Here is a 23,666-nt window from a genome sequence, read left to right on the forward strand (position 1 = left end):
TATTGGGTTGATCCTGTATGAGTTCATAGATTAAATTAAGAATAAAAAATGTATTTTGAATGTTACAATCACTAATACATTCTTAAGATTTCCTTATCTGTCTATGTTCTCTGTCTATTTTATCCAAATCAGATCAATTTCCAGTTAATTTTGTTGTTGTTTCCTTTGTTGATTTTCCTATACATTCAAAAGAGGAAGGTGAATGTATTCTACTAATATTGCTGATGACGGTAATCGCAAATAAGGATATTGGATAGAATATTTTATGTCACAAAGATAGTGAAGGAATCTAAATAGACAATAAAAAGAAGAGATTATGAGTAAATTATTCTAATAATGATGATGATTTCTCAGATTTTTGACTTGAAGCAATAGTATTAATTGTGTTGCATTCGCTTTTAAAACTTGTAAATAGTGAGGAAATTGAGGCTATCTATCAGAATTTGAAAGTTATTCGCAATATAGTTTATGGAGAGCAATAATTTTTTATAATTTTACACTCCCAATAGAATTTCGATTATATTACAGTTATGGAAAATAAGTTGTTCATTTATAATACACTAAGTCGTAAAAAAGAATTGTTTGTACCCATTAGTGCTCCCCATGTTGGATTGTATGTTTGTGGTCCAACGGTTTATGGTGATGCGCATTTAGGGCATTCCCGTCCAGCAATTACTTTTGATATATTATTCCGTTTTTTAAAGCATTCAGGTTATAAAGTGCGTTATGTGCGCAACATTACAGATGTTGGACATCTTGTGAATGACGCTGATGAAGGAGAAGATAAAATTGCTCAAAAGGCTCGTTTGGAAGAGTTAGAGCCAATGGAAGTGGTTCAGTATTTTACGGATCGTTACCATAAAAACATGGATGATCTTAATGTTTTGAAACCGAGTATCGAACCTCGTGCTTCAGGTCATATCATCGAGCAGATGGAAGTAATCGATAAATTGTTCGAGAATGGTTTTGCTTACGAAAGCAATGGTTCTGTTTATTTTGATGTAGAAACTTACAGCAAAAAGTATGATTACGGCAAGCTTTCGGGCAGAAAAATTGAAGATCTAATTTCCAACACCCGTGATTTGGAAGGACAAAGCGAAAAGAAAAATAGTTTCGATTTCGCACTTTGGAAAAAAGCGAATCCTGAGCATATCATGCGATGGCCATCAAAATGGAGCGATGGTTTTCCAGGATGGCACCTTGAGTGTTCAGCTATGAGTCAAAAATACTTGGGTGCTGAATTTGATATCCACGGGGGTGGATTGGATTTGCAATTCCCTCACCACGAATGCGAAATTGCACAATCGACAGGTGCTCATGGTCACGAAGCAGTTCGCTACTGGATGCATAATAACATGATTACGATTAACGGACAGAAAATGGGAAAATCATTGGGTAATTTTATTACTCTTGATCAACTTTTCGCTGGCGATAATGATGTTTTGGAACAAGCTTATAGTCCGATGACAATTCGATTCTTCATTCTTCAGGCACATTACCGCAGTCCGTTGGATTTTTCGAATGATGCACTAAAGGCTGCAGAAAAAGGTTTTAAACGTTTAATGACGGCTATTGCAACGATAGATAAAATACAAGCATCAGATTCTTCTTCCAATTCTGTTGAGAAATTGAAAGCCAAGTGTTACGAGGCATTAAATGATGATTTAAATACACCGATATTAATTGCTCACTTGTTTGATGGGGTGAAGATGATTAATTCATTAGCTGTTGGAAAAGAAACAATTACTGGTTCTGATCTTGCAAGTTTAAAGGATATGTATCACACTTTGGTGTATGATGTATTGGGCTTGAAAGATGAAGGCGAAACAGGAGAGAATAACGAAATTCTCGATAAAGTGGTTCGTTTGTTGCTTTCAACCCGCGATGAGGCTAAAAAGAATAAGGAGTGGGCTACTGCCGATAAAATACGAGATGAACTAACCAATTTGGGAATTGTTGTAAAAGACACCAAAGATGGTCATGAGTGGGAAATCTTAAAATAATATAAACTGTCCTGACTTATCAGGGCAGTTTTTTATTTTTTGTCTAAATTTAGGACTTGTACTAAAGTTTTAGCTTAAAATATATTGATGTTGTTATCCAAAATTACCAAAATGAAATTTCATTCCTTTTTGTCACTTGTTTTAGCTTTTCTGCTTATTTCCTGTAACGGGAGTAGCGTAAACAGTAATAAGGTTTCCAGTAAATCTGTGAAAACGCAAACGGAAAAAACGACAGTATTTGTTAATAGTTTGCGCTTAAAACAACCGCATCGTGGCGATTTATTTACCATGGGGGGAGATGTTGAAATAGAAATGACTCCGAGAAATAGGGCGGCCGACATTGATTCTGTTCAGTTTTGGGCTAATGAGACTTTAATTGGAAAGCTTGCCGATGAGCCATGGATTGTGACGTGGATTCCTATGGATGAAAATATGGGCAAACAAAACCTGAAGGTGATGGCTTATCATGAGGATGGGACAATTGGAGTGGTTTCTACCTTTGTGAATCTAAAAACAAATTTGCCTCCTACTGAATATTCATATGAAATAATTAATGAGTTTCCTCATGACAGGGGCTCATACACACAAGGCTTATTTTATCATGAAGGATTCCTTTATGAGGGAACGGGGCAAAGAGGAGAGTCTACTTTGCGAAAAGTAAAACTTGAAAATGGAGAGGCTATTTCGGTTAAGAATTTAGAACAGGAATATTTTGGGGAAGGGATTGCTTATTCCAAGGGAAAAATTATTCAGTTGACCTGGAATTCAAAAAAAGCCTTTGTAGTAGATCCCTTAACTTTTGATCAGGAGGATACTTTTGAGCCAAACACAACCAATAATCAAGGCTGGGGTGTTACTGCTGCTAATAATGAGTTGATTATTTCGGATGGAACCAATGTACTTACCGTTCTTGATGCGGACAACTACAGTAGGAAGAGAATGGTTGAAGTGTACGATAATTCAGGAAAGGTTACCAATCTGAACGAATTGGAATACATAAATGGGAAAATATACGCTAATGTGTGGCTTACCGATCGTATTGTAATTATAAATCCGGAAACGGGAAGAGTTGAAGGAAATTTAAACTTAGGTAAGATTTTAAAATTAGCCGACAAGAAAATACTGATAGAGGGAGACGAGGTATTGAATGGTATCGCTTGGGATTCCACTAATAATCGTTTGTTCGTTACGGGGAAAAGATGGCCTAAACTTTTCGAGATTAAAATAGCTAAGAAATAGATGACTGACGGCGGTTTTTTTTAGCTGGTTTTTAAAGTTGATTCACGTTGTATTAACCTCGTTTTTAGTACAATATTTACGTTCGATATATCTTTCTTCTGATTGATATTTGATAAAATGAGCTTAATTCCCTTTTTTCCAATCTCTATTCCTGGCTGATGAATTGTAGATAGTTGTGGTGTACATACTTCAGAAATATCAGAATTACTGAATCCCAATACGCCCACTTCTTCAGGGATTTTGTAACCTAACTTTAGCAAACCTCTAATAACACCAACAGCTATGTGATCGTTGATGCAAAAAATAGCATCGGGTTTATTCTCTAATGACATCAGCTGTTTAGCTAAATCCTCCCCTTCTTCCCTTGTGAAAATCTGACACGATACAATCCATTCATCTCTCATCTCCATCTTGTTTTTTGTTAGTATTTCAAGATAGGTTTCATGCCTTATATTTGATATGGATGAAGTGTCGACACCTTTTATGTGAGCAATTTTTTGATAGCCTTGCTTAATTAGATGGTTAATTCCTTCTTTTGTTCCAACATAATCATTGGATGAAATACAAGGAAGCTTTCTATTTTTCAGGTAGAGAATTCTATCCATTACTAGAAAAGGAATATCATCTCGAATTTGTTGCTCCAGCTTTTCTTTCATCATATTAAGCTTCCTACTGGGGAGTATAATTACCCCGTCAACATTTTGTTCGTAGAATTCCTGTATTAGGTTCAGTTCCTTTTTAGGATCATAGTTACTCTCAGCGATAATTAGCTTATATCCATTTTTTGTAGCCTCTTGTAAAAGGCCGCTTAGTATCTGTGTAAGGTAATAATGAGCCAATGTTGGAAAGATTACTCCAAAGGTGTAAGATTTCTGAAATTTAAGGGAAAGTGCAGTTGAATTCGGCTTGTAATTGTACAGTTTAGCAACTTCCCGCACCCTATTTTTCATTTCCGAACTAATCTCAGAATTATCATGTAACGCTCTTGAAACAGTTGCAATAGTGGTGTTTAACGCTTTGGCGATATCTTTTAAGGTTGTTTTTTTCATTGATAATCAGTATCTTATTTGTATTCTTTCTAAAATGCTAATATAGGTATAAAAAGTTATTAACCGTAAACGTTTACGTAACACTTCAACGTTTGCATAGTGTTTATTAATGGCATTACTTTGTTTCAAATCTAATTTCTAAACCATTGATAATATGAAAAAATTTAGAGTTTTAATCTTGTTGGTTTTAGCATGTTTCGCATTTACAAGTCAGGCGCAAACAACCGTAACAGGATTAGTTCAGGATGCTGCCGGAGCTACAATTCCCGGTGTGAGTGTTATCGTTCAAAATACGACCAATGGTACTGTAACCAATATGGACGGAATATTTGAACTGAAAGTAGAGTCTCTCCCCGTAACTTTGGTTACAAGTTTTGTAGGGTTTACAACAAAAGAAACCGTAATAACTTCTGCAGAACAAGTTACAATTATCTTGTCGGAAGGTGTTGGTTTAGATGAGATCATGGTTACAAGTACAAGAACCATACGTTCTCAAAAACAATCAGCAATGTCTATGAGTTCTATGAAGGCTGAAGAAATTCAGCAAAAAGCTGCAAGTAGTCAGGCTGATATTTTAAGATCAGTTCCTGGTATTACTGCAGAAGGTGGTGGTGGTGAAGTAGCTACCAATGTATTTGTTCGTGGTCTTCCCTCTGGTGGTCAGTATGTATTTAATCCTCTTGAGTACGATGGAATGCCGGTTATAAGTACGTTTGGATTGAATTCATCAGCTCATGATGTTTACGTTCGAAACGATATGGGAATTAAGTCTCTTGATTTTCCTCGTGGTGGTGCTGCGATTCTTTACGGTGCAGGTTCTGTTGCGGGTGTAATCAATTACATTTCAAAAACAGGTACCGATAAACCTGAGAATATCATTCAAATGGAAGTTGCTGACAAAGGCAGAGTAAGAGCGGATTTCTTTTCTGGAGGAAAATTAGGTGGCGAAGATTCAAGAACTTATTATGCATTAAGCGGATTCTACCGTTACGATGAAGGGCCTTTGGATACAGGTCTTCCAACTCAAGGTATGCAGTTGCGCGGTAATATCAAGCAAGAATTCGATAATGGTGAATTAATCGTATCAGGTCAGTTTATTGATGACCGTGTGCAGTTTTTCTTACCTCTTCCTTTGGATGGAAATTCTCGTGATTATGCCAAAGGAAACGATGGTAAGGATGTGAAAACAGTTCAAACCATGCATGCTCAAAACCTATCTTACCAAACTCCGGATGGAGTGTATAGAACTCCAATTAAAGATGGTGTTGTTACAAAAGGTGGATATTTTATGGCCAATTACAAGCACAAATTCGACAATAATTTGAAAATGGACGCTAAAATGCGTTATGCAAGATATGCTCACCAATTTAACTTGTTTCTTGCTGGATCGAATAATCCTATTTCATTGAATAATTTTGTTACCGGTATGGATGCAGCGGCTACTGATATTGTGGCTACTAAAACAGGACTTTCCAGTACTTTAAGTGGAAGTGATTTGGTTTATGAAAATACTTTATTAGATCGTAATCGTCCAATGACGGATATGGCAACAGAAATTAATGTGACTAAGAAACTGGAAGGAGTTTCAGTTGAGCACAATATTACAGCAGGTATTTTCTTATCAAGAACTGAAGCTGACGATCAGAATGTTCAAACTACATATATTACAGAATTTGCTTCAAAACCTCATTTGCTGGATATTAGTTATATGAATGGGGGAAATCAAATGATTTTGAGTAAAAATGGCTTGTATAACCCGGGTGCTGCTTACGCAAACAACTTTATTACAGCGAACAAAAAAGCGATCTATTTCACAGATGAAATGAAAATGGATCGTTGGAGAATTGATGTTGGTTTACGTTTCGAAACGATTGAAGCAACGGTTTCCCGCGAAGGAAATGCAAGTTATTTGATGGATGGCGATGCCAGTCTTTCTTCTAATCTTCAAACAGTGAAATGGGGTAATAACGCTTACCTGACAGGAAAAGGAAAAGATTCTGACTGGGCTGGAGTTATTGCAGCTAACTACGAGCTAAACGATAAAATTAACTTATACGGTAATGTTACCAAAGGTTATTTCTTCCCTCAACCCCGAGGAATTCAGATAGCGGCGGATGGTACTGTTGGTTCCTACGAAACTGAAGAGATTTATCAGGGTGAACTAGGTATTAAATATGGTTCTGAAAGATTTAGAGGAACTTTTGCTGGTTACTATGTTGATTTGAACGACAGACGAAATGTTGACCTTAGAGATGATCCAAACAATCCGGGTACTACTATCGAAACTGTTACTACATTAAGTACAAAAGCTATTGGTATTGAAGCAACATGGAGATATGACTTAGCTGACAACCTTAATTTTAATGGTAGTATTACTTACCAGGAGCATGAGTATAATAAAAGTGAAGCCAATCCAGAAATTGTTGGTAACGAGTTAGAAAGACAACCAAATATAATGTCTTATTCCGCATTAGAGTATGACAATGACGCATTCGATGCTGGTTTCTCATGGAGCTATACAGGTAAAAAGTTTGCCAATATAGCCAATACAGTGGAACTGGATGCAATCAACATCTTTAGATTTGATGCTGGTTACACAATGGATTTAGGTGATGATGGTGAAACATTACGTTTTGGAGTAGCGGTATTCAACGTGTTTGATGATAATGGAATTACAGAGGGTAATCCTAGAGATGCTACGCAAGCTGATGCAGGAGAATACTTTGTTGGCCGTCCTATTCTTCCTAGAAGAATATTTTTCAGAACAACATTTAGTTTCTAATTTAAAAGACATTTGAAATTAATATTGAATGCAGATAAATGCACTTGGTGAAATTGAAATGCTGAAATAATAAATAAAAGGAAGAGGGTAACCTCTTCCTTTATTGCAAGTGTCAATTGGTAACACAGTAGGCAAAAAAATAATACGATTCCATATTTAAACGAAAAACCTGTATTTGATGAATTGGCTCGACTACTTAATTATATTCTTCTATTTTGTTGGCTTTTTAGGAATGGGATATTTCTTTAAAGAGAATAAGAATTCTACAGATTACTTTTTGGGTGGAAAAAGTTTGGGATGGTTTCCTTTAAGCTTATCGACTATGGCTACTCAGTTATCGGCCATTAGTTTTGTATCTGCACCAGCGTTTGTTGCCTTAAAAGTGGGTGGTGGAATGAAATGGCTCTCTTTTGAGTTTGCTGTACCATTGGCAATGTTTTTTATCATGATTGTGGTAATTCCGCCTCTATTTCGTTCAGGTGTTGTTAGTATTTATGAGTTTGTAGAAAGACGATTCGATACATCGACTAGAATGATTTTGAGTATTGTTTTCCAAATCAGCAGAGCCCTGGGAACAGGAGTAATGGTTTATACAATAGCCATTATTTTACAAGCCGTTTTGGATATTGGCTTTATCTATACAATTCCTTTGATTTGTGTAGTTACCATTATTTATTCGTGGCAAGGTGGAATGAAAGCTGTTGTGTGGGGCGATGCCATTCAGATGCTTATTCTGTTTGCAGGTCTGCTTATTTGTTTGGTGTATGGTTACGATTTAATGATACAGCATGGTGGTTCACTTTCAAGTGTTGATCCAGAGAGACTTGTTGTGATTCAAAGCAACTTTGGCTTTGGTGAAGGAAATGAATACGGTATCTGGCCAATGTTAATTGGTGGTTTCTTTCTGTATGTTTCTTACTACGGATGTGATCAAACTCAGGCGCAAAGATTGTTATCGGCTAAAGATGAAAAAACCGTAAGAACCTTACTTTTTGCCAATGGAATGCTTCGATTACCAGTTGTTTTAGTGTACTGTACCATGGGATTAGTCTTGGGTGCTTTCATACTTGTTGCTCCTGATTTCTTAGAAGAAATTGCTATGGTAACTCAAAAATATTTTCCTGAGGAATATGCAAATTATGGTATAAAGCCTGATTTAATGGTGCCGGTATTTATTGTAAAATATTTACCACATGGTCTGATTGGTATTTTAATGGTAGGAATTTTGTCTGCAGCAATGTCTTCATTAAGTTCTACCGTTAATTCATTATCCGCAGTAACTGTTGAAGATTTCTTTAACAGAGGGAAATTTAAATTGACAGGAAAAAAGTACATGATGATTTCGAAAATGGCAGTTGTCTTTTGGGGTGTGGTGTGTATCGCTTGTGCATTTCTATTAGGTGGCAGTCAAAGTTCTGTAATCGAGATTATTAATGCCATTGGTTCTGTTTTCTATGGTCCGGTTTTAGCAACCTTTCTATTGGCTATTTATTCCAAGAAAGTTAATAAGTACGGAATGAATGTAGGGATCATTATATCAGTTCTGGTTAATTTGATTTTTTCTAAAACAATGCAAGGGATAATTGGTTTTGATCCAGGAGTAGAAATATTTTGGATTTGGCTGAACTTTACCGGATTCGCAATGTGTACGGGATTGGCTTATTCCGTTAGTCTGTTAATTCCAGATCCAAACAACAAGGTTCCTGATGTTACATTCAAGATAACAAAAGAGGACATCCTGATTAAGGAAACTTATATACTTGTTGCCTTCTTCATTGCAATCGTGATTTTTAGTTTATACATCCCTCAAATTTTCGGATAATGAATATTGCTCTCTGTCATTTTAGAGTTGGGGAAACCGATGGTGTTTCTTTGGAGATGGACAAGTGGAAAGCAGCACTTGAACAGCTCGGTCACAAGGTGATTTATATTGCCGGAAGTGCTGGGAATTGTGAGGCTGAAATTATTCCTGATTTGCATTACCAACATCCTATAAATAATAGGATTGTTGAGAATGTATACAAAAATTTGGTGTCCTATTGTTCTGAAAAAGACCTCAAAAAAGAGATTTTCAGTTTGGCCGACTCCATTGAGCGTGATCTAATTAATTTGATTGAGAAAAATAATATTGATCTGATTGTTCCAAACAATATACTATCCCTTGGATGGGGACTTTCGGCAGGAATTGCTTTTACAAAAGCCATTCAAAAAACCGGGGTACGAGCTCTTTGTCATCATCACGATTTTCATTGGGAGCGAGATTTGTATTCAAATCCAAAAGTGGATTTTGCAGCTGATTTACTGAAAGAATATTTTCCTCCTGTTCACGAGAGAATCTCGCATGTTTGCATCAATCATATTGCAAAAGGAGAATTGAAAGCCCGATACGGTGTCGAAGCCGATGTGGTTCCAAATGTATTTGATTTTCAGGAGGAGGTAATCGTTGCTGATGAATACAATAAAGACCTGAGAAAAGTCTTAGGAGTAAATCCTGGCGATTTGGTTTTTATGCAGGCAACCAGGCTTGTTGAACGGAAAGCTATTGAATTAGCAATCGATTTTGTTAGTGAAATAGGGAATCAGAAAGAGAATTTAGTAAATAAAATACTTTATAGTGGGCATAAATTTGAATCAAATAGTGAGATTTATTTAGTGTTTGCCGGGAAAAATGAATCCCCGGATTACTATGAGAGGCTCATGGAATATGCCGAACAAAAGGGAGTTAATGTTCTTGATAGTAGCGAAAATATTAGTCACAAAAGATCGTTTAAATCGGGAAATAAGATTTATTCATTGTGGGATGCATACTCAATTGCCGACATGATTACCTATCCAAGCATTTTGGAAGGTTGGGGAAATCAGTTTTTGGAAGCAATAGTGGCAAAATTGCCAGTTGTAGTTTATAAGTATCCAGTTTATTTGACTGATATCGAGAGTTTTAACTTCAATGTTATATCACTTGGGAGTAAACATGTTTTACAGGATGGATGGGTGAAGGTTCATGAGGAAATAGTGAAGAGTGCAGCCGATGAGGCGATCCCTTATTTGCTGGATTCGGATTATCGAAATGCGAAGGTCAATTTTAATTATAAGATTGCATCGGAGAAGTTATCAGTAAATAGTTTACAGGAAATGTTGAGTAAAGTGTTGGGTGATGAAAGAAATTAAAGAAAATATAAAATTCCTATATCCGAATCGTAAGGAGGTAATTCTTTCTGAGATTGATAAAATCGTCAATCACTATCGGAAAGTTATCCCCAAAGGTAATTTTGAATTAAAGGAAGACGACATTGTATTGATAGCTTACGCGGATAGCTTTAAGGATGAGAAGGAAAAAGGATTAGAAACTTTAAATAAGGTATGTTCAAAATATCTGAAAGGAAGTATTAACAGCGTACATATTCTTCCATTCTACCCATTTACTTCGGACGATGGCTTTTCTGTGGTTGACTACAAAGAAGTGAATCCTGAATTTGGAGATTGGATTGATGTTGGAGATTTGTCCCAATCATTTTATTTGATGTTTGATGCCGTGATTAATCACATATCAAAGTCATCTGATTGGTTTCAGGGATATTTAAGAGAGAATCCAAAATTTGAGAATTTCTTTATTGAGGAAGATCCTAACAATCCGGAATTGCATAAGGTTGTGCGTCCAAGAACACTGCCATTACTGCATAAGTACAACAAGAATTGGAAAGATGCTTTTGTATGGACTACCTTTTCTGAGGATCAGGTTGATTTGAATTATAAGAACCCGGAAGTTTTTCTGAGAGTGCTGGATGTATTGTTTTTTTACATTTCGCAAGGGGCAAAATTAATTCGATTGGATGCGATTGCTTTTATGTGGAAAACGCTGGGTACGGATTGTATTCATTTGGAAGAAACGCATCGTATTATTCAGACCTATCGAAAAATCATCGATTTGGTAGCTCCACAAACAGTAATTATTAGTGAAACCAATGTGCCGCATGCAGAGAACATTTCCTACTTCGGTGATGGGTTTAATGAAGCACATATGGTTTACAATTTCTCTTTGCCACCATTGCTTGCTTACAGTTTGCACAAGGAAAATATTGATGTGTTGACCAAGTGGGCAAATTCGCTTCAGTTGCCATCCGAAAAGACATGCTTTTTCAATTTTACAGCTAGTCACGACGGAATTGGTGTTCGACCTTTGCAGGGAATTATTGAGGGAGATGAAATAAATGACTTGGCTCAAAAGGCTGAAGAACACGGAGGATTTGTATCCTATAAATCAAATCCGGATGGTTCAAAATCACCTTATGAGCTGAATTGTAACTATATGGATCTTCTTACAAATCCGAAGGAATCGGATGAGATAAGGATGCAGAGATTCATGCTCACACAATCGGCGATGTTATGTATGCCGGGAGTTCCCGGGGTTTATTACCATTCTGTTTTTGGTTCGGGGAATGATGTGAAGGGAGCCATTGAATCAGGAATTAACAGAAGAATAAATCGTCAAAAACTGTATTATTCCGAGCTAAAGGAAAGACTCGAAGATTCGGAATCGCTGAGTGCTAAAATATTTGATTGTTATAGCAAATTGCTAAAGATACGATCGGCAGAAAAAGCGTTTAATCCAATGGGGAAAGCTAATTTTTCAAATGTTGATGGCGTTTTTATTATTGAGAGAACATGGGGTGATGATACTCTTTATTGTCTGCACAATTTTAGCGGCGAAGAGAAAAATGCAGGAGAGGTAACAGCTGGAAGAACGGATGTGATTTCAGGAAATAAAAGTAATACCATTCTTAAAGCCTATGAGTTTAGGTGGTTGAAATAGTAATAGATTAGTAAACAGCTTAGAAGTTTTAATTCGGTTTAATGAATTAATTGTAAGGATATGAAAAAGAAGACAGCGCATATTATATCGCATACGCATTGGGATAGAGAGTGGTATTTAAACAGTAAATACACAAACGAATGGTTAATACCTTTTTTCGACAATTTGTTTAAAATGTTCGAGAAGGAGCCAGAATATATTTTCGTTTTAGATGGTCAAATGGCCATGGTTGAAGATTATTTCGAGGAGTTGGATAAGCACAATTACAATGTAAATGAGCACAAAAGAAAAATCCGCAAGTATGTGAAGCAGAACAGGCTTTTTATTGGGCCTTACTACCTACAACCCGATTGGCAATTGCTGAGCGATGAATCCTTGGTACGTAATCTGATGTACGGAATAATGGCGGCTAAAGATTTAGGCGGAGCCATGAAAGTGGGTTGGATGCTTGATAATTTTGGACAAATTTCTCAGACTTCTCAAATTCATGATCAGTGTAAACTGGAAGGTTTGTACGTTTGGCGTGGTGTCGAAATGGATCCTAATGATGTGCAGTCAGAGTTTTTATGGCGTTCGCCGGATGGAACTTCAATTCCGTCCATGTATCTGCTCGACAGTTACCGAAATGTAATGCGATTGGCAGAATTCAACGATATTATGCAGGCTAGGGTTCACGATGAAATTGAAAAATTAACCCCTTTTGCTACAACAAGCCATGTACTTTTAATGAACGGATACGATCAGGAAATGGTGCCGGATGATATTCAGCCCTATATTTCTAATTGCAAAATGGATACCGATAAATTCAGGGTGATTCAAAGTAATCCTGAAAAATACATTCGTGATGTAATGAGCGAAAATCCGAAGTTGAATACATTAAACGGAGCTTTGTATAGCGGACGTTTTATTTCAGTATTCCCAGGAGTGATGTCGGCACGTATGTATCTAAAATTACAAAACGACCAGCAACAAAAAGCACTCGAAAAACGTGTTGAACCATTGTCAACTTTGGTTTGGGCACTGGGTGGCGAATACGAAAAAACGCAAATAAAAGAGGCTTGGAAAACCTTACTCAAGAATCATCCTCACGATAGTATTTGCGGTGTAAGTATCGATGATGTTCATACCGATATGGAGAACAGATCACGAGTTGTGAATCAGCTGACTCAATCATTAACGGAGCAAAAACTGAAAGAGCTTTGCAGTTTGATTGATACTTCGAAATGCAAGGATAAGGAAGTGAAGTTGATATTTAATCCATCATTTCAGGAAAGATCGGAGAACATTACATTTGAAAATGGCGCTTATTACGTGAAAAATATTCCAGCTTTGGGATATAAAATAGTTGAAGGTTCCGATATTCCCGATGGTAAGTTGGTGGTAGATGGATTAAAGGTGAGTAACGATTTAATTGAAGTAGCCTTTAATTCGAATGGTTCGTTTAATATTCTGTATAAGAAATCAGGAAAATTGTTTGCCAATCAGGGAATCATCGACGATCGTGCGGATACGGGTGATGAGTACAACTACTCTTATCCCGATAAGGATGTTATAATTAGCAGTGAAAATTGCAAGGCAAATATTGTAGTGGTTGAGCAATCGGCTGGCAAAGTTGTGGTACGAACAAATATGGTGATGAATTTGCCTGAATCGGATACCGATAAGCATACCACCAGAAGTACGGTTATGCGCGACTTACCAGTGGTTAGCTACATTACAATCGAAGTAGATTCGCCAATCGTAAAATGCAAAACTGCATTGCGAAACACGGTGAAGGATCACATCATGAGAGTATTGTTTGCTTCTGGTGTTCAAACCGAATTTGCCAATGCAGGCAGTCCGTTCGATGTGGTGAAAAGAGTAATTACGATTGAGGATTACGATGAATCATCGATTCCTGAAGACGTGAAAAAGGTGATTGTTGGTGCTCGTGAGGCCAAGCCAAATACAATTTTCCTGAATCGCGAGTTTGTCGATTTAACAGATGATAAGGATGGATTAGCGGTATTCTCGAAAGGATTGCCGGAATATCAGATCATCAATAAAGATACCATTGCATTAACCTTGTTCAGATCGGTGGGATGGATTGCCAAAGAAATTAATTCAAGAATTGGTGATGCAGGTCCAGAGATTTTTACTCCGGATGCTCAGTGTTTACGGGAAATGGAATTTGAGTACGCAGTATATCCACATCAGGGAAATACCGAGGAAGCGGAGGTTTGTCAGTTATCGAATTTGTACAATACCGAAATTGTGTGTTTTACTACCGATAAGCACGAAGGAGAATTGGCAAGCGAAAATTCATACTTTTCAGTTTCCGATAGCTCGAATCTGGTTAAGATAACAGCTTTGAAGCGAAGTGAAGATGGGAAATCGGTTGTGATTCGAGGATACAATTCAGGTGAATCGGCAAGTAAAGTTGAGGTTTCAAGTTTATTTAAGATCGAAAAAGCTGGTTTGTCAAATCTGTTAGAGGAGCAAAATACTGCATTGAAAGTAGCCGGAAACGCTGTCTCTTTTGATTTGGAAGCGAAGAAGATATTTACGCTAAGATTGCAAATTGTTCGTGAAGATAATCAGGTGAGTGATGATTGCGATTTGGTTTATGAATATGACCGCAAACGCGAAGAATTCGAGAATTTTGAGTACGCGAGCTATGTAAGTCAAGAAGAGATTCAATCTGAGTTGAACAGAGCGGAAGCATTAAAGGACAGGTCGCATCTTCCAATGTGGAGAAGAACTGCTTTAGAAGCTCAATTGTCGGCAATTTTGGCGCAGCACCGATTCAACGAAAAGAGAATTACGGAACTGGGATATGGATTAAACGAGGCTCGGGTTCAGAGACGGGTTTATGACTATATCAAAAAATTTAAAGATCCGGATCAGAAATAGATTCAATTACGAATTGGTAATTGTTGTTGAGTAAGAACACTTTAAGTTAGAATAGTTAGTTAGATGTAGGTTTCTATTGTGATGCTATTAGCGATTCATTTGGTTTGGGTAGAAAGCATCGTAATAGAAACCTTTTTTAAGTAGAAACGAATGAAGAAAATAATACTTGCTCCGGATAAATTTAAAGGTTCATTAACCGGTATGGAATTTTGCGATGTCATTGAGAGAGGGATCAGAAAACATACTTCAGATATTGAGATCATCAAACTTCCATTGGCTGATGGTGGCGATGGAACGATTGAAGTTCTGAACTTTTACCTGGAAGGAGAGATGATATCCATTGAGGTTCACGATCCCTTACATCGAAAAATTACTGCCTCCTATTTGTATTCTGAAGGGAAGAAGACTGCTTACATCGAGATGGCTGAAGCCTCGGGAATTCGTTTGCTGAAAGGCGATGAGGCAAATCCTATGCTAACGAGTACTTATGGAACTGGCGAGCTGATTAACGACGCGCTGAACAGAGGAGTGAATCATATCATACTTGGTATAGGAGGAAGTGCTACCAACGATGCTGGTTTGGGTATGGCGAGAGCCTTGGGATATACTTTTTTAAACGAAAAGAAGGAAGGATTGAAAGGGATTGGTGCAGATTTAATTCTGCTAAATTCTATCGATAGCTCGGCTATTCATCCAAGATTAAATGAGGTGAAATTCGAAGTTGCCTGCGATGTTGATAATCCACTTTATGGAGAAAACGGAGCGGCATATATCTACTCTCCGCAAAAAGGAGCAACACCCGAAATGGTATTGAAATTGGATGCCGGACTGCAGAATTTTAATGAAGTGGTTAAGAAGCAATTCGAGGCCGATTTGCAGGAAATTAGTGGTGCAGGCGCAGCAGGTGGATTGGGAGCAGGTTGTATTCTGTTCCTAAATGCGATCTTGAATTCAGGTATCGATTTAATTAAAAAAGAAGCGAATTTTGATACCCACATCAAAGGTGCCGACTGGATAATTACCGGAGAAGGAAAGCTGGACGATCAAACCTTCTCGGGAAAAGTGATTCGCGGCGTATTGGATTCCATTACTGATCAAAAGCTCGCGATTTTTTGCGGATTGCTTGATTTGAAGGATGATAGAGTAAAGGAGTTGAAAATTGAGCACATTGCCGAAATGGCTTCTTACGCCAGCAGCACCGAAGATTCAATTCAAAACGCTTTTGTTTACCTCGAAAAATCAGCGGAAGAGTTCGCGATTACTAATTTATAAATTAAAATAAAGCAGGCTAGTATAGGTGGTGGCAGATTGCACTCTTAGGCTTATTGACTGAGTGCGGTCTGCCATTTTTTATTCCGCAAAAACCAAAACCCGTCAGACTCTGACTTAATTAAAAAACAGTACTATACTTGTTTTATTATTTAAGACTAGGGATACGCTTTTCATGATAAAGTCTTACCTTATTCAGATAGTTGATACGACCCTCGGTCAATTCGTTACCTATAATCCTGTATCTTCTCTCTAACTCTTTCCGGAATTCTGCATTAATAATATTATCCATACCACTTGAGTTTATATGCTCGCTTAAAGGATTGTAAAAAATTAAATGGTCAAAAACATTATACCATTTAAGATTTGTTGTGATGTATGGATAATCATCAAAACGGTCGTTCCCAAATGGCGATTTTTTCATACTAAAAGCAACAGCTTTGTTATCATTTTCTTGAAATGCAAGATCCCATTTTTTCTTTGCATGAAATTTACCATTCCAAGAATAACGACGGTTGGCATAACTATTTAGAAAAACATTGGTTAATTCATTCGGAAACTCTTCTTTTAAATATCGACCAACATTATCTGTCTTTTTTTTCCTTTTCCAGTAAATATTGGTGTAAGCATGACGATAATTCATAATAATCAGTGCCTTATTGTTAGCGTTTGATTGATACCAATCACTAATGTTTTTAGCCATGTTCCGGTCTCTGTTATTTAGTGTTTTTTGGAATTCCTTATACTCGTCTTTATTTTTAATGCTATCCCAAGAAAACTTAACATCAGCACCAATTATCCTGATCTTTTTGTCGCTGCTACGCTCTCTGTTTAAGCGAGCAACTTTTCCTATAAATGTATACAGATTCGTTTTTTCCCAGAGTGGACCATAGTTTAAGTTTTGATAGATATGTTTTGTTTTTGATTTAATTTGAGCATCCGAAAGATCTTCGGCAAAGAGCAAATCATCTAATTCTTTCTGAATACTGAGAGAAGGAGATTCGAAAATAATATTTTTCACATGATCAGAAAACCAATCTTGGGATATGATGTCAAAGAACAAATCATATTGAGTGATTTCCCGATGATCTCTTTCACAAATCATCACTAAATCTTTTTCTTGAAACAGACTTTCTAAATAATCTATTGGTCGCGTAGTATTCTTTTGTAAAAATGTGACATAGGGGTTCTGCGCATTTACGACAAGAGATAAAAAGGCAAATGTGAGTGTTAAAAGTGTTTTCATATTGTATTTTAATTGTCTTATATTTTCGGTCTACTGTTGATAATTCTGAATTATTCTGTTTTCAGAAATCTATTTGCCGACCCATGTAGGGCAGTAATGAACATTTATTATATTCAGCATGTGAATCTACAAAACAATAATCTGTACACAAAGAATACCCAATACTATTTTATTTACTAGTGTTTAGATCATTTTACTTCTTTTTATGGCCTCCACGAGGATTGATTTCTTTTGAAAATGTACCAATACTTTCACAGTCTGTAAAATTATTTTTAAAACTTGGTGATACTACTCCATCAGGAGGAATTGAACTAGGAAAACCAATAGCTTTTACATTACTAATCTTTATACCAGTAGTGTTGCCGTTTTTTATTGAATGTAAGGAAGGTCCTCGATAACTTTCAAAATCCAAACTGATATCTACAGCTAAACCTTTCTCAGGATCAGTAGGGTCTGCTCCTTTATCAATTCTTAATTCACAAGGGATATAAGGAAAATTCTTTGATTTTATTTGAGCATTTTGACCAAAAATGGCTGTTACATTTTCTACAGTAGACTCACCAGAAAAAGAACCTGGTGTAATTCCGAAAGCTGCTACGTCTAGGCCAGCAGCCTCTTCTCTTTTGAAATTATTTATAAATCCATCACCCACATAGCCTGCATCCTGACAGCCCTCTACGTGAATATTCTTAATAAAAACCCGTCCTTGATCTATGGTATGTGGAGACATAGAAAAAGCTGAATGCCCATCTTTACAGGATATATTATCCAGATAAACTAAATCAATTTTTGGTTGATTATCAATCGTTAAAGGCAGATCTATGCCTCCTCGCTTATATATGGGAGCAGAACCAATAGGCCTAAATAGTTGAATTATATTTAAGCCCGATTCTAATCTTACAATAATACCACCTGTACCTTCTAAATTTCTGTAAATAATATTTTTACCTGCTTGCATTTGTACCAATCCATACCCAAAAGCGCCATTTAAATTATCTATATTTTCAATAATTCCTTTATTCGGTGCACCATATACCTTATTTATTAGATTGGATCTAGCCGCTGTTTTATTTGCTTTTTGATCTCCTTTTGCTCCGGGGAATATGCTTACAGTACTAAACTCTGGAGATAGCACAATAGATGATGGTTGCGTATATTGATCAATTATTATAAAGTTTGACAACTTAAAATTAGTGGCATTTCCTATTCGAATAACAGCACTTTTCTTAGTATTAGCACTCTTATTGTCGTACTTAAATTTAATAACAAACCGATCATCGGTACATCCAGATATTCTATTATCTGTTCCTAAACCCTGAAGACTAAAATTTGTCAGCGGTTTTTCTGAGCCACTTTGAGCTGAAAATATAGTTCCAGTACCATCCAATTCAAAAACAACTCCAGCTTCGACTTTAATATGTACGTTGCTCTTAAAAACAATTCCTCCTTCTACTTTATAGGTACCCGATTTAATTTTTAATACTCCACCAGACGTAGTGAGTTTATTTATTTCCTTTTGGATAAGATTATTAACAGCTTCTCCTTTTGAATAATTTACATCTGTTGCTTCTATTTCAGCAAATCCCTTTCCTTCATCAGGATTGAAATAAAAAGAATCATCTTCTTGAATTTGACCAAAACAACTAGTGGAAATAAGCAATAGTAATAATAGTAATACTCTCATAATTTCATGTTTTTTTCGATGTAGAATAATGACAAAGAAAAATGAAAGAATCGTATTTAATACTCATCTCAGTTCATAGAATGTACGTCTCAGTTCATAAAATACACATTTTGCAAAAAAGAAGTATTCTTATCCTCTTTAGATTCTTTGATAAGCTTAGCAATCATTCAATTGTTTGAGGTCCAATATCAAATTCTTACCCTCCCGACCATCAACAAGCCTGATCCAGTCATCTTCTGCCTATAATTAAGCTGTAAATGTTATGACTTGATTCTCTTCCTAAGATAGGAAACTACGATTTTAAAGAACTGACTCAAAAGCTCATCGACAGCTTGAAGGAAAATGAAAGCCCAGAATTAATCACAAAATTCTTATGCGGTATTTGCACACCAAAATTCACAACAATTAAGGCTAAGAGCATGCCTGGTTTTGGTAAACTTGAACGATACTGATATCAAGAGATATTAAATTGGGTAGAAAAGAAGTTAAAGGTCTAAAGGCACAAAATTCGGAAAATCCACTTAACTAAGTAAGGTTTTCTTAGGCTTTATCTATAAGTTCATTTTAACTTTGAGTGCACTTCGGTAAGAACGACCTACAGGCAATTCCTTTTCTTTAAGGTGAACTGTGTTTCCAGATATGGATTCAATTTTTGCCAAAGGAACGATGAACTGGCGATGTATGCGAATAAATCGATCTGATGGAAGGAGTTCTAATAAATGCGCAAGAGTTTCTCGGGTGACAAGTTTTCCTCCATCATGTCTGCAAATGGCATAATCACCAAAACTTTCGAAATAATCAATTTTATCTAAAGCTAAACGCACTATCTTTTTATCAACTTTCAAATTAATAATCTCTTCTGCAACGAATTTTGCGACAATTGATTCAGACTGTGCATCTTCCCTATCGTGATAACGATTTATGGCACGCGCCATTCGTTCTAAGGAAATTGGTTTCATCAGGTAATCAACCACATCTAAATCGAATGCTTCAACCGCATAATTTCGATAAGCCGTAGTGAAAATAAGAGCTGGCGCTTTGGTTAAAGACTTTAAAAACTGCAAACCATTCATCTGAGGCATTTCAATATCTGAAAAGATTAAGTCAACCTCATTCTCTCTAAGAAAACTCATAGCCGCAGGGGCAGAATTAAAGCACCCCACAATTTCCATTTCTGGGAAGTTCTCCAAATGCCTTTCGATTATGCGAATGGCAATGGGTTCATCATCTAGTAGAAGGCATTTTATTTTTCGCATAACTCTCTATTTAAAATCATCAATCTCAATTCCACTTCAAAATACCTTTCATCCTTTTTAATGGTCAGATTAAACTTATTGGGGTAAATCAATTCGAGGCGTTTTCTAAGATTCTCTAGACCAATTCCACCATGTCGTTTTGATTCCTCAGTATAGTTAATTGGATTTTTAATCCTAAAACAGAAATCTTCATCCAAATTAAGGCTTATAGAGATAACACTTGCCTCGTTATCCTTTCTATCAGTATACTTAAAAGCATTTTCTACCAAAGGCAAAAGCAGCAAAGGTGATATAAGCTCATGTATCAACTTACCTTTTTCTAAGTTGATATTCAAATCAATAGTATCTCCAAAACGACCTTTCTGAATAGCTGCATAATTCTCAACCAATTCAAGTTCCTTATAGATGGGTACAAATTCGCTACTGCAACCATATAAGGTGTAATCTAGAATTTCGGACAAGAGCATAATCATACGAGGAGTCTCTTCCGATTTCTCAAGACTCAAACCGTATATACTATTCAAAGAGTTGAATAAAAAATGAGGATTAACTTGGGCTTTTAGCAAACTCAGTTCGGCTTCTTTTAATCGCAATTCAGTCTCTATCTTTATTTTATCTTGTTGTTCCCTTAAATTTTGTTCCTTTAAACTTCGTTGAAGTTGGCGATAGGCAACCCCAACAAGAATAATAAAAAACAAACCCACTTGCAGAAAACGCACATCGATTGTAGCTGGATCTATTCCCTCAAGTGAACAATTCCATACTAAAACAAGAAGTCCTGTTATAATCATTGTCTCTATACTTAGAGACAAAAATAACAAGTAGGCTAAGTACAACCAAAACCGAAAATAACGCTTTGTTAATAAATAGCGAGGTATTAAAAAATCGTTTAGAACACGAGTACAAGCATAAGCAAGAGGAACAAAACAAAGACAGAATATAAAAGCACTGTAATAGTCTTGGCTATACAATCTGAAAAAGATAGAAATAAAAAATAAAGCCATAGACCAAGTCAGAACTGATAATGCAGATCTCCTCCAGTCTCCAAAAACTATTTTAGCCAAATTTGATATTTTCTTCATAGCAGTTACGAAAATAGATATTTTAGTCTGAAGCTAAAACCTTTTACTTATGATATACGACAAACAAACCAAATTATAAGCTCAACGACAAATCAATCTTATTCACTTAATTAAAAATGCCTTTTACATACCTCACATACAAATATCAATAAAACAGAGACTTAAAACAGACCTTCATGATACCAGCTCTGCAATAAACACGATTGGCTTGATATAAAAAACGACTTAGCCTTATCTAAATGTCATTCAACTTAATTCCTGAACGGTTAAACGCAATAAATTTGAAAATAAATTAACAATCGATAGGTTTGATTTGTATTTTTGTTTAACCTAAACTTTATAAAACATGATCGATCTTTTCTTTCAGGGTGGTGTTTCATTCATGACAGTTGTCATGCTTACTGGAATTGCTGCTATTTTATGGTCTTTATTCTCATTAATTAAATTCATAAAAGTCGGTTTTATTACAAAACGACACCTTGATGCCATTTTATTCCTAGGTAGTCTAAGTTTTTTCATCGGTATTCTTGGACAAGGCATTGGTTTAACAGATGCTTTTGAATCCATTCAAGGTTTATCTAGTGTCTCACCAGCAGCAGTTGCTAGAGGAATAAGAGTTAGTATGATCGCTCCTTTAACAGGTGCCATCCTATTCTCAATCGCTGGGATATACTGGTTTATCTTACGATATTTAAATGCAAAAAAACAGGACAATTAGATCATTATGTTGATAAAAGTATAGTTATATCCAATAGCTATTTAAGATTTAATTTCAAAGCAACTGAATCTGTATAATGAAAAGTTACAAGATCTTACTTTCCTAATTATTTTACTTGGCTGAAGCTAAATTTTGGGTGCTATTCGCCCTATAGTGAAACCATTTATTTTTCAAGCAAACGGCAGAAGTTTTAGTGGGAAAATGAAGTTTAAAATTTTATCGTTAGTCAGAATTTTAGAACAATCCTTAACAACAAATTAAAATGAAAATAACACAAGCAATCTTAATAACCTTTCTATTTTTGACATTAAGCCAAATTGGCTTTACTCAAACACACTTTGACAAAGTAAAGTTGGACGAATACTTCAAAGTGCTTGAAGAAAATAATAAGTTTATGGGAAGCATTGCCGTTTCAAAAAACGGAGAAATTATTTATACAAAATCAATAGGACTTGCTGATGTTGAAAACAACGTGAAAGCATCTGAAAATACTAAATATAAAATTGGTTCAATTTCTAAATCCTTCACGGCAGTTTTAGTTTTAAAAGCAGTTGAAGAAAAAAAGTTAGATTTAAATCAAACTATTGACAAATGGTTTCCTACAATCACAAACGCAAAGAAAATAGCTGTAAAACAATTGCTAAGCCATAGAAGTGGAATACACAACTTTACAAATGACTCTGACTACGTGACTTGGAATACGCAACCAAAGACTGAAAAAGAAATGGTTGAAATAATTGAAAAAGGCGGTAGCGATTTTGATCCAGACAGCAAAGCAGAATACAGCAATTCAAATTTTGTACTGTTGACTTACATTCTTGAAAAGACTTTTATAAAATCGTATTCAGAATTGTTGCAAGAACACATTGTTAAACCAATTGGTTTGACAAACACTTATGTTTTTGGAAAAATCAATACAAGCAATAACGAATGTAAATCATACAGATTTGTTGGTTCCTGGAAAGAACAACCCGAAACAGACTTTACAATTCCGTTAGGTGCAGGTGCTATTACGTCTACACCAAGCGACTTGACAAAATTTGCTAACGCTTTGTTTGGTGGACAACTTTTGACTACTGAAAGTCTTGAAATAATGAAAACCGTACAAGAAGGTTACGGAAGTGGGTTGTTTCAAATTCCTTTTTACGATAGTGTTGGCTTCGGCCACACAGGCGGAATAGACGGTTTTAGTTCTGCATATTCTCACTTTCCTGACGACAATATTTCGTATGCCTTAACTTCAAACGGAATAAATACAAATAACAACGATATTTCTATCGCGGTTTTAAGTGCAGTTTACGACAAACCATACGAAATTCCGGTATTCACAACTTACAACTTGACTTCGGAAGACTTAGATAAATATTTGGGCGTTTACACTTCTAACGAAATCCCTTTGAAAATTATAACCACAAAAGACGGAAACACTTTAATTGCACAAGGAACAGGACAACCAGCATTTCCACTTGAAGCAACAGATAAAGACAAATTTAAGGTTGACCAAGTAGGAGCAAAATTTGAATTTAATCCAACAGAAAAAACAATGATATTATTTCATGATGGCAGGCGAATTAAATTTACGAAAGAATAAAAATAGCACCCAACTACGGTTATGAACTATATCTTGCCTTGATCC

The 23,666-nt window shown here is 36.0% G+C and carries 15 protein-coding genes; 10 read left to right on the forward strand and 5 right to left on the reverse strand.

Annotation, left to right across the window (positions count from 1 at the left end; genetic code table 11):
- Positions 1-530: 530 nt before the first annotated feature.
- On the forward strand, positions 531-2,003 hold the full coding sequence (gene cysS / locus ALGA_RS09685) for a cysteine--tRNA ligase (protein WP_096429120.1): 1,473 nt from the start codon (positions 531-533) through the stop codon (positions 2,001-2,003).
- A gap of 111 nt (positions 2,004-2,114) precedes the next feature.
- Positions 2,115-3,242, forward strand: coding sequence for a glutaminyl-peptide cyclotransferase (locus ALGA_RS09690; protein ID WP_162845420.1), 1,128 nt, complete (start codon positions 2,115-2,117; stop codon positions 3,240-3,242).
- Between the two features lie 20 nt (positions 3,243-3,262).
- Here the strand turns inward: ALGA_RS09690 and ALGA_RS09695 are convergent, their stop codons facing one another.
- A complete protein-coding gene (locus ALGA_RS09695; protein ID WP_096429122.1) occupies positions 3,263-4,291 on the reverse strand; it encodes a LacI family DNA-binding transcriptional regulator in 1,029 nt (342 codons plus the stop codon).
- Positions 4,292-4,445: 154 nt separating this feature from the next.
- On the opposite strand from ALGA_RS09695, the gene ALGA_RS09700 reads away from it, so the two are divergent.
- From ALGA_RS09700 to ALGA_RS09725, 6 genes are all read left to right on the forward strand, one after another.
- On the forward strand, positions 4,446-7,073 hold the full coding sequence (locus tag ALGA_RS09700) for a TonB-dependent receptor (RefSeq protein ID WP_096429123.1): 2,628 nt from the start codon (positions 4,446-4,448) through the stop codon (positions 7,071-7,073).
- A 178-nt stretch (positions 7,074-7,251) separates the two neighbouring features.
- Positions 7,252-8,895: a sodium:solute symporter family transporter gene (locus ALGA_RS09705; RefSeq protein ID WP_096429124.1), complete on the forward strand. Its 1,644-nt coding sequence runs from the start codon at positions 7,252-7,254 to the stop codon at positions 8,893-8,895.
- Positions 8,895-10,241: a glycosyltransferase family 4 protein gene (locus ALGA_RS09710; RefSeq protein WP_096429125.1), complete on the forward strand. Its 1,347-nt coding sequence runs from the start codon at positions 8,895-8,897 to the stop codon at positions 10,239-10,241. Before ALGA_RS09705 ends, ALGA_RS09710 begins: the two co-directional genes overlap by 1 nt.
- The gene (locus ALGA_RS09715) at positions 10,228-11,883 is read left to right on the forward strand and encodes an alpha-amylase family glycosyl hydrolase (protein WP_096429126.1); all 1,656 of its coding nucleotides are present in this window, start codon (positions 10,228-10,230) and stop codon (positions 11,881-11,883) included. Before ALGA_RS09710 ends, ALGA_RS09715 begins: the two co-directional genes overlap by 14 nt.
- Before the next feature lie 60 nt (positions 11,884-11,943).
- Positions 11,944-14,775 (forward strand): alpha-mannosidase, encoded by a 2,832-nt coding sequence (locus tag ALGA_RS09720; RefSeq protein ID WP_096429127.1) that lies wholly within the window; start codon positions 11,944-11,946, stop codon positions 14,773-14,775.
- Positions 14,776-14,925: 150 nt separating this feature from the next.
- Entirely contained in the window at positions 14,926-16,047 is a 1,122-nt protein-coding gene (locus ALGA_RS09725; protein ID WP_096429128.1) for a glycerate kinase, read from the forward strand.
- A 145-nt stretch (positions 16,048-16,192) separates the two neighbouring features.
- Here the strand turns inward: ALGA_RS09725 and ALGA_RS09730 are convergent, their stop codons facing one another.
- The 4 genes from ALGA_RS09730 to ALGA_RS09745 all read right to left on the reverse strand — a co-directional run bounded on the left by ALGA_RS09730 (position 16,193) and on the right by ALGA_RS09745 (position 21,021).
- Positions 16,193-17,290, reverse strand: a complete 1,098-nt coding sequence (locus ALGA_RS09730; RefSeq protein WP_096429129.1) for a hypothetical protein — start codon at positions 17,288-17,290, stop codon at positions 16,193-16,195.
- Between the two features lie 193 nt (positions 17,291-17,483).
- A complete protein-coding gene (locus tag ALGA_RS09735) occupies positions 17,484-18,974 on the reverse strand; it encodes a hypothetical protein (protein ID WP_096429130.1) in 1,491 nt (496 codons plus the stop codon).
- Between the two features lie 551 nt (positions 18,975-19,525).
- Positions 19,526-20,230 (reverse strand): LytR/AlgR family response regulator transcription factor, encoded by a 705-nt coding sequence (locus ALGA_RS09740; protein WP_096429131.1) that lies wholly within the window; start codon positions 20,228-20,230, stop codon positions 19,526-19,528.
- Positions 20,218-21,021: a sensor histidine kinase gene (locus tag ALGA_RS09745; RefSeq protein WP_162845421.1), complete on the reverse strand. Its 804-nt coding sequence runs from the start codon at positions 21,019-21,021 to the stop codon at positions 20,218-20,220. The genes ALGA_RS09740 and ALGA_RS09745 overlap by 13 nt, the downstream gene beginning before the upstream one ends.
- Before the next feature lie 637 nt (positions 21,022-21,658).
- On the opposite strand from ALGA_RS09745, the gene ALGA_RS09750 reads away from it, so the two are divergent.
- Together ALGA_RS09750 and ALGA_RS09755 are read left to right on the forward strand one after the other, a co-directional pair.
- Positions 21,659-22,030, forward strand: a complete 372-nt coding sequence (locus ALGA_RS09750; protein ID WP_096429133.1) for a MotA/TolQ/ExbB proton channel family protein — start codon at positions 21,659-21,661, stop codon at positions 22,028-22,030.
- A 262-nt stretch (positions 22,031-22,292) separates the two neighbouring features.
- Positions 22,293-23,621, forward strand: coding sequence for a serine hydrolase domain-containing protein (locus tag ALGA_RS09755; RefSeq protein ID WP_096429134.1), 1,329 nt, complete (start codon positions 22,293-22,295; stop codon positions 23,619-23,621).
- The last annotated feature ends 45 nt before the right edge of the window (positions 23,622-23,666 follow it).

Source organism: Labilibaculum antarcticum, from assembly GCF_002356295.1.
Lineage (GTDB): Bacteria > Bacteroidota > Bacteroidia > Bacteroidales > Marinifilaceae > Labilibaculum > Labilibaculum antarcticum.